This window comes from Paenibacillus massiliensis subsp. panacisoli DSM 21345 (assembly GCF_000426545.1).
GTDB classification, from domain to species: domain Bacteria; phylum Bacillota; class Bacilli; order Paenibacillales; family Paenibacillaceae; genus Paenibacillus; species Paenibacillus panacisoli.
The window spans coordinates 71,842-85,560 of record NZ_AUFO01000001.1; the positions used below are offsets into that span (position 1 = coordinate 71,842).

The 13,719-nt window shown below is 51.6% G+C and carries 7 protein-coding genes; 5 read left to right on the forward strand and 2 right to left on the reverse strand.

What is annotated here, in order from left to right:
• Positions 1 to 12: 12 nt before the first annotated feature.
• The gene (locus K331_RS0100315) at positions 13 to 912 is read right to left on the reverse strand and encodes a LysR family transcriptional regulator (protein ID WP_028588736.1); all 900 of its coding nucleotides are present in this window, start codon (positions 910 to 912) and stop codon (positions 13 to 15) included.
• Positions 913 to 1,024: 112 nt separating this feature from the next.
• Here K331_RS0100315 and K331_RS0100320 point away from each other — a divergent pair, with 112 nt between their 5' ends.
• Positions 1,025 to 2,413 (forward strand): MFS transporter, encoded by a 1,389-nt coding sequence (locus K331_RS0100320; RefSeq protein WP_028588737.1) that lies wholly within the window; start codon positions 1,025 to 1,027, stop codon positions 2,411 to 2,413.
• Between the two features lie 51 nt (positions 2,414 to 2,464).
• Here the strand turns inward: K331_RS0100320 and K331_RS28595 are convergent, their stop codons facing one another.
• Positions 2,465 to 3,448: a Na/Pi cotransporter family protein gene (locus tag K331_RS28595; protein WP_051289514.1), complete on the reverse strand. Its 984-nt coding sequence runs from the start codon at positions 3,446 to 3,448 to the stop codon at positions 2,465 to 2,467.
• Between the two features lie 260 nt (positions 3,449 to 3,708).
• Between K331_RS28595 and K331_RS0100330 the strand changes: the two genes are divergently transcribed.
• The 4 genes from K331_RS0100330 to K331_RS0100345 all read left to right on the forward strand — a co-directional run bounded on the left by K331_RS0100330 (position 3,709) and on the right by K331_RS0100345 (position 13,680).
• Positions 3,709 to 5,079: a class I SAM-dependent rRNA methyltransferase gene (locus K331_RS0100330; RefSeq protein ID WP_028588738.1), complete on the forward strand. Its 1,371-nt coding sequence runs from the start codon at positions 3,709 to 3,711 to the stop codon at positions 5,077 to 5,079.
• Positions 5,080 to 5,152: 73 nt separating this feature from the next.
• Positions 5,153 to 5,644, forward strand: coding sequence for a DinB family protein (locus K331_RS0100335; protein WP_028588739.1), 492 nt, complete (start codon positions 5,153 to 5,155; stop codon positions 5,642 to 5,644).
• A 213-nt stretch (positions 5,645 to 5,857) separates the two neighbouring features.
• On the forward strand, positions 5,858 to 9,364 hold the full coding sequence (addB, locus tag K331_RS0100340; RefSeq protein WP_028588740.1) for a helicase-exonuclease AddAB subunit AddB: 3,507 nt from the start codon (positions 5,858 to 5,860) through the stop codon (positions 9,362 to 9,364).
• A complete protein-coding gene (locus K331_RS0100345) occupies positions 9,361 to 13,680 on the forward strand; it encodes a UvrD-helicase domain-containing protein (protein WP_028588741.1) in 4,320 nt (1,439 codons plus the stop codon). Before addB ends, K331_RS0100345 begins: the two co-directional genes overlap by 4 nt.
• Positions 13,681 to 13,719 lie beyond the last annotated feature (39 nt).

The window sequence follows — 13,719 nt, forward strand, 5'->3', positions numbered from 1 at the left end:
AGGGTGCGTAATCTACTGTATTTCTCCACTCGTGTGTTTGGATATCTTCTCAAAATAATCTACAACTACCTCATGGAATTCGAGAGCAGCCCGCGAAATGTATCGACTCCTGTGCCATAACAAAGCGATCTCCCGTACCAATCCCTGATTTTCTACACTGAGATATTTGATGTGCTCCGATGAATTCCTAGCCGTGCTTGGTATAAAGGCTATGCCAATTTCTGCTTCTACAAGAGAACTTAGCCTTGCAGGTTCGTCCCCCTCATACACATATTTAGGTAAAAATCCAACCGATTCGCATATGGAGTCTACCAGATCGCGAGTACCGTAACCTCTCTTAACACCAACAAACGATTCATCGCTTAGCTCATTCAAGGATACACTACTTCGATCTGCCAGCCGATGGCTGTTTGGAACAGCCACAACGATAGGGTCGATGAACACGATTCGACATTCAATGTCTTCTCCTTGTATAGGAGGTGAGGCTAAGCAGAAATCGACCTCTCCTCTATGAAGGCGTGTAACCATCTCCTGCGTAGTCAGCATCTGCACATGAAATTGGATATGGGGCCGCTTTTTCCGAAACTCTCGCAGAATATGGGGTAACCTGCTTGCGGTGGTCACCGCCAATTCCAGTGTGCCATGTTCTGGGCTGGACAAATCGTTAATCTCCTGCTTACCCTGTTGTAATTCAAACAACGCTCTTTCTGCACGGCGAAGGAACGTACTACCGAACTCATTTAATCGCAACTTTCTCCCTATTCGATCGAATAAAGGGACACCCAGATCCTCCTCCAATCGTTGAATCGTTTTGCTTAATGACGACTGAGTAACGTGCAGACTGCGTGCAGCTTCAGTCATATGCTCCAGACGAGCTACTGCGATAAAATATTGCAGTTGAAGAAGTTCCATTTCGCACCCTCCATTCATTCCTTCAAATCAATGAAATCATAACATAAAATGCTTTGGAATGAATAATGAATCTCGAGTAAGATGAGATGAATAAGATATTGGAGGGAGCAAAATGGGTGATCGCAGCAGGTGGTTAATGATTTCCGTTGGACTGGGGGTACTACTGAACCCTTTAAATTCTTCAATGGTCTCGGTTGCTATTGCAAGGATACAAAACGAGTTCCAGCTTGGATTTACAGTAGTTTCTTGGATTATTTTTTCTTTCTATATAGCAAGCGCGATAGCTCAACCAATCATGGGAAAAGCCAGTGATTTATTGGGTCGGAGGAGGATATTTCTTACTGGGCTTGTTGTATCCTTCGTTGCATCTTTATTAGCCCCCATGTCGCCTAATTTTGGATGGCTTATCGTGTTCCGCATAGTGCAAGCCATTGGCACAAGCATGATGGTTGCGGTCGGAATGGCCCTCGTGCGAATTCACATTACGGAGAAACAAGCGACTGCGCTGTCAGTGTTGTCCATATTCCTCTCTGGAGCGGCAGCAATCGGACCTTTTATAGGCGGGATCATCATTCACTGGTGGAGTTGGCCTGCCATCTTTCTCGTTAATATTCCGTTCGTGGTGACAAGCTTTCTATTGGCTTGGAGCCATATTCCAAAGGACGAGCCGTCAGCATCATCCGTTGCACGTAACATGTCCTTTCGTGAATGGTCTCAATGGATGGATGTGAAAGGGATTCTATTGTTCACGGTAGGGCTGATTGCCTTGCTTGTTGGATTGCTGTCAGCCAAATCTTCTGCTCAAATTTCGTTAAGTAATGTTAGTGTTACGCTGATGGGCTTCGTTGCACTGGGAGCTTTTGTACGGCATGAGCTCAAAGCGAAGTCACCTTTTATTCCTTTGCGTACATTTGCTAAATATCCTGCGATGACTTGGGTGAATGTCGAATTCCTGCTTGTGAATGCACTTTTTTACTCGCTTTTTTTCGGACTTCCTTCCTACCTACAAATGGTACGCCATGTCAGCGAGTTCCATACAGGCATTCTCATGCTAAGCTTAGGCTTGTGTTCACTCGTTACCTCTCCAATGGCAGGACGTTGGATTGATAAAGCAGGACCTCGACCAGCGTTGCTCGTGTCCGGAATACTGATGACATTTGGTTCAATATGGATCGTCACATTGAATGAAACTTCTCCGGTTATCAGTGTATGTGTGGCTTTAGCTGCGTTCGGTATTAGTAACGGGTTGAACAGTGTCGGTATGCAAGCGGCCTTGTTCAATAGCTCTCCAAAAGAAGTTATAGGGGTAGCATCTGGAATATTTAATACATCAAGATATCTGGGGACCATTCTCTCTTCATTATTGATTGGCAGCGTAATGGGGAGTAACTTCAGCTTCCAGGGATTCCGAGTGCTTGGGCTGATCCTCACATTCATTGCATTGTCCTTGGTATTCATGAGTTGGCGGCGCCGGGAGTCAGGGCAATTGCAAGAGTCCTAGCCGATCATCAAAGATCGGGTATGATCTTGATGATGTTCACGACTACATGGACTACGATCTGATTACAGGTAGTGTATCCTTCGGATCGCTGGTGTTCTCCAATCGTGTCCAGATTGGGAGGTAGCATAAGGGGAGAGCCAGCAACGAGCTGATTAGATTGAACAAGGTCTGGGCATGGGCGACCTGCGCTCCCGCCTCGCTCGAGATCAGAGTTGCTGCCCCTTGCAGCCATGGTATTAAGGGCATGAAGATCAGCGCGCCAGCAACATTCAGCAGAATGTGGGTCCAGGCCACGAATTTGCCGGACGTACTACCTCCGATTGAAGCCATCCATGCAGTAACGCAGGTGCCGACATTCGAGCCGATGACGATTGCAATGGCTACATCCAGCGGTAGCGCTCCTGTGGCCGCTAGGCTCATGGCAATACCAATAACGGCAACGCCGCTGTGCATGATGGCCGTCAGACAGGCTCCTGCAATAAATGCCCACCACATGTTCTGGGTGGCATGTGTCAGGAACCACTGGAACATCCCTGCTTCCTCGACCCATGGACCGATGGCCTGCATGATGCGGATGCCTGTCATGATGAGTGCAAAGCCAGTGATAGTGAGACTGACAAACTGTAGGCCCAAGCCTCTGCCGGTATGCTCATACCATATCACAGCAAGTACCCAGCTTAGGATTGATAATACCAGCAGAGGCAAAGCAATCGTGCCTAGCTGCAAACCCATCAGCTCTGTGGTAAGACACGTACCAATATTAGTACCTAATATAATGCCAAGCGTACGGCCATAGGTTAGCAAGCCAGCGTTGACCATTCCTATGGTGATGACGGTCACGGCGCTACTGCTCTGCAATAGTGCGGTTATTCCTGTACTGACCAGCAGCCCTCTCAGCGGAGAGGCTGTGGCGTGCTGGAGCCCTCGCTGGAGCATAGGACCTGCAAGCTTTCGCAGACCTGACTCCATGATCTTCATTCCTCCAAGGAATACGAACAGTCCCCAGCCCAGTGGCATGATGATCTGATAGAACAAGCGTGTCCACTCCTTCCCGATTCTGTTGATGAGGATCAGCCTGGTTACATGCCAATAGATGTTTTTCATACTACATATATGAGGTAGCGGACGGAGACATGACAAGCCCGGCTTGACCATTACTGTACTCTGCAGATGAGTAGGTCAAAAGCAGGTTGAATGATATACCGCAGCAAGCGAGAAGTAGATGCCTGTCTGCAATTGAGCTATAATGAATAAGTTAGTTAGTCTGGTATTTGTAAAAAAGGAGCGAAACACATTTGCCTTCCGTAATATTAGAGCGCAGTCGCAAAAAACGACTGGAACAGGCTCATCCATGGATTTTTAAAAATGAAATTGCCTCTGTCGACGGGAATCCGTCTCCTGGCGAGCTCGTGAGTGTAATGAATCATCAGGGGCGCTTTCTGGCTGCAGGCTATTATAATCCGGCATCCCAGATCACGGTCCGTGTCGTGTCCTATCAACCACTTGAGGCGATGGATACAGCCTTTTTTGTACGTAGATTTCGAGAGTGTCTACAACATCGTGAACGCTTCCTGAAAGATGGAGATGCCTATCGTCTGGTGTACGGTGAAGCGGACTTCCTACCAGGATTAATCGTGGATCGCTTTGGTGATGTGCTGGTCGTGCAGTTGCTGACCTTGGGCATGGACCAGCGTCGAAATGAGATTCGGGATGCACTGGCAGAGGTCATGCAGCCAACTGCCATCTACGAGCGCAGTGATGTGTCCATCCGTGAGCTGGAGGGGCTGGAGCAGGTGAAGGGCCCGCTGCTAGGGGACTGTCCGCGCTATGTGACCGTGACAGAGAATGGCTTGAAGATTAAGGTAGACATTGTAGAAGGTCAGAAGACCGGATATTTCTTCGATCAACGCGAGAATCGTGCAGCCATCGCCCCATTGATGACAGGCTGGGGAGCGAGAAGTGGCATTACTTTGCAGGACGTGGAGGAGAATGGTGAGCTTGTGAAGCTTCCGGTGAACAAGAGCGGCAAGCGTGTGGAGTTTCCTTATTGGGACGGAGCGACCGTGCTGGAATGCTTCTCACATACCGGCAGCTTTACGTTAAACGCCTGCCAGCATGGTGCCAAGAAGGTAACCTGTCTTGACATATCCGAGCATGCGATCGAGAGTGCACGCGAAAATGTACGGCTGAACGGCTTTGAGGACAGAGTCGAGTTTGTCGTGGAGGATGCCTTCCAATATTTGCGTGATCAGGTCAAAGGTACTGAGGAACGTGTAGCTCGCGCAAGCGGTCAGAAGGTCGATACGTCCAAGCCGCTTACCGCAGGAGGTGGGAAGACCTTCGATGTAGTGATTCTGGACCCGCCAGCTTTTGCGAAGACACGTAATGCCGTCAAAGGCGCATGTCGGGGCTATAAGGACATTAACCTGCACGGCATGAAGCTCGTGAATGAGGGCGGATATCTGGTGACGGCAAGCTGTTCCTTCCACATGAGACCTGACCTCTTTTTGAGTACGATCAAGGAAGCGGCAGAGGATGCAGGCAAAATTCTGAGATTAGTCGAGTGGCGTGCGGCAGGCAAGGACCATCCCCAGATTCTGGGTGTTGAGGAGGGTCATTATTTGAAATTCGCCATCTTCGAGGTTCGAAGTAAGCACCTTCTGTAGCTTTTGTTAGCTGTCAGTTCGGATTGTCCTCAGATGTACCATTTATCTCAGAGAAGCAGGAGGTTGAGGGTGCATGAAGACGTTGTTTTTATACAATTGGCAGGTACGCAAGGAATGGTATCGTTGGTGTGAAGCGCTGGATGAGGAAGAATTGCTCAGAGCTCGTACAGGCGGAGTGGGAGGGATTCTGAAGACGCTCTTCCATATCGTGGATGTAGAGTGGAGCTGGATCAGAGTCATGGAGGACAAGCCTGACACGGAAGAAGACTTTGAGGAATATAGCACGTTGGCTAAGGTAATGGCTCTTGATGCCAGATACCATCAGGATGTCTCTCCGTTCATAGAACACTGGCATGATGGTCTGGAGCACAAAGTATTTGTTAACCATCGTCATGATGGTAGTGTAGAGGAGCATATGTGGGGGGAGATTATGCGCCACATTGTTGCTCACGAGATACACCACACAGGGCAGCTTTCTGTTTGGTCACGGGAGTTAGGAATGCAGCCGCCTTCGGCTAATCTGATCCGTAGAGGCCTGAGAGATAGTCTGCCGCCTGTAAATTAATGTTTTTCAATTGGTTAAAGCTGGAGAGGCTCATGCATGGTTGCATGGGCTTTTCGGTATTGGCATACAGGCTGGTCGCGAGGCTGTGACAAACGTATGTTCTTTGTTTCAGGCTTATTGTGCTATACTGTGCACATGATTGATACTTGGATAGGGACGGACAATCCGTCTGAATATAGGATCAAGACGTAAAAGGCTAGGAGGTACAGGAGCATGATCCGTTTGATGATAGGACGTGCCGGGACCGGGAAGAGTACCCGGATTCACCGCGAAATTGATGCACACCTGCAGGATAGCCCTGTTGGCTCTCCGCTCATTCTACTGGTGCCGGAGCAAATAACCTTCCATACGGAGTATGAACTGCTGTCTGGTGGTAGTGTTCAGGGCAGCATGCGTGCTCAGGTGCTCGGCTTTCGGAGACTGGCGCATCGGGTGCTTCAGGAGACAGGTGGCTCGGCCATTGCTTCGGTAAGCGAAGAGGGCAAGAAGATGCTTTTATATAAAATATTGCGTAGACACAAGGAAGAGCTACGTGTCTTTCGCGATTCAGGCGACCAGCTCGGCTTCGTAGATCGACTGAACCGTCTCTTCACGGAGCACAAGCAATACAGTGCAGAGGGTGAATCGTTGACAGAGCAATTAGGGCGTGTCGGGGCGATGAAAGATATGCCGATTCTGGGTGATAAGCTCCAGGACGTCGCCTTGATCTATCGGGAGTTCGAGCAGGAGATGGCGCCACTATATCTCGACGGTGAGGATACGATGCTACGGCTAGCCGGACAGGTCCAGCATTCACAGTGGCTAAAAGGCGCCCGCATCTGGCTGGATGGACACCGTACCTTTACTCCATTGGAGTATCAGGTCATTCGTGAACTGATGACTGTAGCAGAGGAATTTACGGTCTCCTTGACTTTAGACCCTACTTATGCGACAGGGCGTTCTCCGCATGAATTGGACATGTTCCACCCTACGGCGATGACGTACACCAAGTTGAGGGGGATGGCAGAGGAGCTGGGAATTGAGCAGCATACAGAAGTGTTGCGTCCTGAGGTTCCGCCCCGCTATCTGCCTGGCTCAGGGCTGATGCGTCTGGAAGCCGCCTTTGAGCAGCCAAGAGCACGACCATTTATAGACCCGATAGAGGATATTCGGCTGTATGCTGCTTCTGACCGACGTGCAGAGCTGGAGGGCGCGATTCGGGAAATGAGGCGTCTGGCTCGTGAGCATGGCGTCAGGTATAAGGATATGGCCATCCTTGTGCGGAATCCTGCCGATTATGAGCATCTGGCACAGCCGCTGTTTGCTAAGTATGAGGTTCCAGTGTTCGTTGATGAGAAGAGAGGAATATTGCATCACCCACTCGTTGAGCTAGTGCGGGCTTCGTTGGATATTGTGCGGCGAGGCTGGCGCTATGAGGATGTATTCCGTGCGATCAAGACAGACCTGCTGCTGCCATCTGATGGCCCGGTGAATCGGGCGCTAATGGACGAGCTTGAGAATTATGTCCTAGCCTGCGGCATTCATGGTTCACGCTGGACGGACGGCAAGCCGTGGAAGTCGGTTCCGAGTCTGTCCTTGGATATGGAGGAACAGGAGCGGAGCCGCCATAAAGATGAACTGCTGGAGCGAATGGAGCTATGTCGACAGGCCATTGTGACTCCGCTACACGCTTTTGAACGGCGAATGAAACGAGCGAAAAGCGTACTTGCACAATGTGAGGCACTGTATCTGCTACTGGAGGAAGCTGAGGCTGGTCAGAAGCTCGACCTCCTGATTCAGCAGGCTGAGACAGAAGGGGACCCTGAGACGGCGCGGGAGCACCGTCAGATCTGGGATGCTGTGCTGGAGCTGCTGGATCAGGTGGCCCAGATGATGGGGGACGAGCAGTGGGACAAGGAGCTGTTTGCGTCGATATTGGAGACAGGATTGGCTGAATACCGACTGGCATTAATTCCGCCTGCACTCGATCAGGTTATTCTCGGAAGTATGGACCGATCCCGAGTGAATCATATTCAATATGTTTTTCTGCTGGGAATGAACGAAGGGATTATGCCTGCCGTTCCGCAGGAGGATGGAGTACTGTCCGAGCAGGAAAGGGCACGCCTGACGCAACTGGGTCTACAGCTGGCTCCCGAGGTGAATCGGCGCTTGCTGGACGAGCGGTTCCTGGCTTACACGGCGATGACAGCTGCTGGGAGAGGACTCTGGCTTAGCTACCCTGTAGCTGATGACGAAGGCAAGCCTTTGCTGCCCTCTGAATATATCAGGCAGCTGCGGAGCATGTTCCGTAGTCTGCGGGAGCAGCCGTTGGCTGCCGGACCGTTGCCTGGCAGCGAATGGGCGTTACAGGCCACATATGCGGCGCATCCGGCGGATGCATTACCTCAGCTTGTTATGCAGCTGCGTCAGTGGATGCGGGGAGAATCCATCGCGGGTCCTTGGTGGTCCGTATACAATTGGTTCGCGTCATCTGCTTCGGACGGGCCTTATTATTCACGCCTGCGCCAGCTACTCACCTCGCTATTCTATGCGAACCACACGAGCACGCTGCTTGAGGATACGAGTCGCCAGCTGTATGGAAATACGCTACGAACGAGCGTTTCTCGGATGGAACGATTTGTCGCCTGTCCGTTCTCACACTTTGCCTCACATGGACTTAAGCTGAAGGAAAGACAGGTGTATCGACTGAAGGCGCCAGATATCGGTCAGCTCTTCCATGCCGCGCTTGGCATGATGGCTACAAGCTTGAAGGAGCGTAACCAGAGCTGGGGAAGCCTGAGCGCTGAGGAGTGCAGACAAGAGGCGGAGAATACGGTGGAGCAGCTGGCTCCTCGTCTGCAGGGCGAAATTCTGCTCAGCTCCAAGCGGTATGGCTATATTTTCCGCAAGCTAAAGGACATCGTAAGTCGTGCGTCAGTTATTCTGGGGGAGCATGCCCGGCAAGGAAGCTTTGAGCCGTTGGGATTAGAGCTGGATTTTGGACCGGGCAAGGAGATTCCTCCTCTGCGCTTCGAGCTCGACAACGGGGTCGTAATGGAAGTGATTGGGCGTATTGACCGGGTCGATGTGGCTGAGGGAGAAGAAGGTCTCTTGCTGCGAGTGATTGACTACAAATCAAGTCAAAAGGATCTTCGTCTACATGAAGTGTATTACGGCCTATCACTGCAAATGCTGACTTATCTCGATGTGTTGCTGACGCATGCCGAGCAGTGGCTCGGAGAGCCTGCTTATCCTGCGGGCACGTTGTACTTCCATGTGCATAATCCGCTCTTGCAGGCGGCGAATGGACTGCGTGAGGATCAGGCGCAGCAGGAGATGCTGAAGAAATTCAAAATGAAGGGCCTGCTGATGGCTGATCCAGGCGTTATTCGCAAGATGGATATGCTGCTCGACAAGGGCTATTCTTCCATTTTGCCTGTAGCAATCAAAGCGGACGGGACCTTTTACAGCAGCTCCTCCGTAGCTGGTCCTGGACAATGGGATCGTCTGCTGTCTGCCGTGCGACATAATATTCGCGATATCGGGAGCAGGATGACCAATGGGGAGACACGTATTGAGCCCTATCGGATTCAACAAGAGACTGCCTGCGATTTCTGCTCTTTCAAGCCTGTATGTCAATTCGATGATACGCTGGAGAGCAACGGCTACAAATGGTTGGGCAGACCGGGTAAGGAGCAGGCATGGAGCATGATCGAGCAGAAAGGAGGCGGGGACAAATGACGAAGCAATCTATACCTAAGCCGGAAGGCAGCATATGGAGTGATGATCAGTGGGAGGCCATCTCCCGTTCAGGGCAGGACATGCTAGTGGCGGCTGCGGCAGGCTCGGGCAAGACGGCAGTACTGGTGGAGCGGATTATTCGCAAAATAGCCGATCCAGAATCGGGCTATAGCGTAGATCGCCTGCTAGTAGCTACCTTTACCAAGGCCGCTGCAGCCGAGATGCGCCATCGTATTCGTGAAGCGCTGGAGCGATCGCTGGAAGAGAATTCGAATAGTGAGCATATCCGCCGTCAGCTTGCTTTGCTGGGCAGAGCCTCGATTACTACGCTTCATTCCTTTTGTATGGAAGTGATTCGGCGTCATTATCAATCCATCCCGCTGGACCCTGGCTTTCGCATCATGAACGAGCATGAGACTGAGATTATGCGTCAGGAGCTACTGGAGGAGATTTTCGAGGAGCAGTATGGATTACACCCGGAGGGCAGTGCCTTTCGGAGTATGGTCGATTGGTTCAGCGGTGAACGGACTGACGATGCTGTCTATGGCTTGGTGCAGCGATTGTATGACTTTTCGCGAAGCCACCCATGGCCGGAATATTGGTTAAGCAGTACGGCTGCAGCATTCCGTACCGAGGATCTGGAGCAGCTCGGAAGATCCGCATGGGTAAGGAGCATCCAGCAGGATGCCATCCTGTCCTTGCGTGGGGCAGCTAATCTACTGGAGCAAGCCAGGGAAGCAGCAGTACAGCCCGCTGGACCCGCCCCCTATGCCGTAACGGTTGAGGAAGAGCTGCACATGGTGCGAGATTTACTGCAGCAGGTGGAGCAGGAGCCTTGGGACGCTTTATACGATGCTTTTCAGGAGATTGCTTTTGGCAAATTGAAGCCCGTAAAGAAGGACCAGACGGACCCGGTGCTACAGGAGCGTGTAAAGGCTCTGCGCGATAGTGCCAAAAAAACAATAGCTGAGCTCAAGAGCTCATTGTTCGGTCGCAGACCCGAGCAATTTTTGGCGGAGCTGCACGATGCGGCACCTTTGATGGAGGAGCTAACGAGAGTGATCCATGCGTTCGCTGAGCGCTTCCGTCAGGAGAAGCAGTCGAGAGGACTAGTGGACTTTAATGACCTGGAGCATTATTGTCTGCACATTCTTCGACATCCCGATTCCACACCGGGACAGCTGCTGCCGTCAGATGCGGCACTTGAGTATCGCGCTCTGTTCGATGAAGTCCTCCTGGATGAGTATCAGGATACGAATACTGTCCAGGAGGATATCGTGCGTCTGCTGGCGCGGGAGCAGCCTGGGAACCGATTCATGGTAGGGGACGTCAAGCAGAGCATCTACCGCTTCCGACTTGCGGAGCCAGGCTTGTTCCTTGATAAATATCATCGCTTTGGCTTGGAGGAGAATGAGGGTCTGCTGATTGATCTGGCTCGTAATTTCCGCAGTCGTCGTGAGGTAGTGGATGCAGTCAATTTAATTTTCTCACAGATTATGAGTGCAGAGGTCGCTGAGATTGTCTACGATGAACGGGCTATGCTGGTCCACGGTGCTTCGTTTCCGGAGGCTTCAGCTGTAGCTGGTTTAGCCGAAGATAGGAGTGGACAAGAAAAGTACGAACAAGCAGAGAATGGTCAGGAAGCGGCAGTCACACAACCGATGTCGCTGGAGCAAAGATATGAGCCAGAGCTGCTGCTGATTGAACGGACGAGTTCACAAGAGAGCTATGGTTCTGGCTCCAGCGGTCTTTCCTCATCTGCTGAGGAGGGCGATGCAGAGACCAGGGACGAGGAGGAACTGGCTGAGCTGGAGACAGCTCGGCTGGAGGCTAGGCTAATTGTGCGAAGAATCAAGGAACTGATCGGAGATACGGCTCCTGCTCTTCCGGTGTATGACAAGGCGTTGAAGGCCATGCGTCCTGCACGTTACGGTGACATAGTTATCCTGCTTCGCTCTGCTGCACTGTGGGCTCCGCTAATCATGGAGGAGCTTCGTCTAGCCAGTATTCCGGCCACAGGGGAGCAGACGAAGGGGTATTTCAAGGCTACTGAAGTGGAGATTATATTGTCCTTGCTGCAGGTTATAGATAATCCACGACAGGATATCCCATTGGCTGCTGTGCTACGCTCGCCGATTGTGGGCTTATCGGAGGAAGAGCTGGCGCGCATTCGATTGCAGCAGCCTTCAGGCTCCTTCTACGATGCAGTCCAACTAGCTGTGTCCCCACTTGAGACACAGGGCATTGCGGAGGCTGCTGTTGGTCTGCAGACAGATACACATCAGCAACGGCAAGAGGATTCCAGGCTTGCACACTTCATGCACCAGCTTGAAGACTGGAGACGAGCCTCAAGACTTGGGCGTCTCAGTGAGCTGATCTGGCGACTATATCAGGAGACAGGCTATCTGGACTGGGTTGGAGGGCTTCCCGGTGGTATGCAGCGCCAGAGCAATCTTAAGGCACTATATGATCGGGCTCGTCTATATGAGCAGTCCACATCGAATCGAGGGTTGTTCCGGTTCCTCACCTTCCTGAACAGATTGCGTGAGCATGGCGGTGATCTGGGTGCAGTCGCTACGGAGACGGATACAGATCAGGCTGTACGCATCATGACGATTCACAAGAGTAAAGGGTTGGAGTTCCCGATTGTCTTTGTGGCAGGAACAGCAAAGATGTTCAATCGGCAGGATCTGAACATGCCATTCCTGATGCATAAAGAGCTGGGGTTTGGTCCGAAATATGTAGCAGAGAAGGTGCGCGTAAGCTATCCTACACTGGCCCATCTGGCGATTCGGCGCCGCCTGCAGCTTGAACTGCTTGCCGAGGAGATTCGGGTGCTGTATGTAGCCCTGACTCGCCCGCGCGAGAAGCTGATTATGACAGGAACGGTGCGTGATCTCGCCGCGCGGGTGCTTGCATGGTCTGGTGTAAGTGGCCATGATTCCCCCGCATTACCTGACTATGTGCTTGCTTCTGCTCGCAGCTATCTAGATTGGCTGGGTCCAGCATTAATTCGTCATCCGTCTGCCGTCGTGCTAAGAGAAGCGGTCGGCTTGGAGCATGAGGTTCCAGGGGCGTCATCGCTTCCATCAGCTCTGCTACAAGGAGATTGGCAGGTTCATGTACATCGTTCTGACGAGCTGCTTATGGATCAGGGTGCTAGCACAGGCGCAGCAGCCGACAAGGCTGTGGACCTAGCGTTTGAGAGCAGAATAAGAGCGTTACGCGCTGGTCAGGTCATTGGAACAGGGGATACGGATAAACAAGAACATGGTGCTGTAACAGGTGATAAGACAGAGTATCCAACAGTCGAGTACGGGGCAGAAGAGGATGCTGTGCAAGAAAAGAGCACAGAAGCGGAAGTATTGGAACAAGCTCAGATTGCTGATACGCTCGCAGCGCTAATCTGGACTTATCCGTATGCGCTGGCTGGGCAGATTGCAGCCAGTACCTCAGCTACGGAGATGAAGCGAACAGCCGATGTACAGGAGCAGCTATCTGTAACCTGGGAGGAATGGCAAGGTGCTGATCGGCAGCGACCTACTGATTCACTAGGCAGGGTTGACACGCCGGCTGAGGATTCGCCTGCAAATAAGCTGCCTCGGGAGAATCTGAGTCAGGGGGGGACAACTGAGGCTGGTACATCCGTTCGTCAGGCTACTGTTCCTTTAGGAGCGGGAAAGACCTCAGCACTGCAGCTTCGGAGACCCCGATTCATGGAGAATAAAGCGCTTAGTCCTACGGAACGAGGCACAGTCTACCATACCATGCTGCTTCATCTTCCCTTGCAAGGACCTATCACACAAGAAAGCATAGAGGCTACCCGGAGGCATCTTGTGGACGCGGAGATTTTGCTGGAGCAGCATGCAGCGGTGGTGGATGCTGCGGTGCTCGAACGTATTTTTGCAAGTCCGATTGGACAGCGAATGTTAACGGCGGAGCAGGTCTGGAGAGAACAACCGTTCAGCTACGCACTGCCAGTAAACGAATATCTGCGTATGTCCCGCTACCGTGGGGGTCTGGAGCTCTTATCCTCACGATCAACTGAGATCGCGAATGATAAGGTGATGGTAAAAGGGATCGTGGATTGTATGTTTGAGGATTCAGAGGGACTGGTCCTGATTGACTATAAGACCGATCAGATCTCTGAATATCGACCGATGGACAGGCTTGTTGAGCAGTATAGCTTTCAGCTAGAGCTGTATGCCAGAGTGATGAAGGGTATCCTGCATAAGCCTGTAGCTGAGTGCTGGCTGTGCTTCCTAGAGACAGGCGAATTCGTACGTGTAGAAGTCCGTTCAGATGCAAGCAATTAATAATAACAGTGAATAAGTACATGCACAAGCACAAGTGAA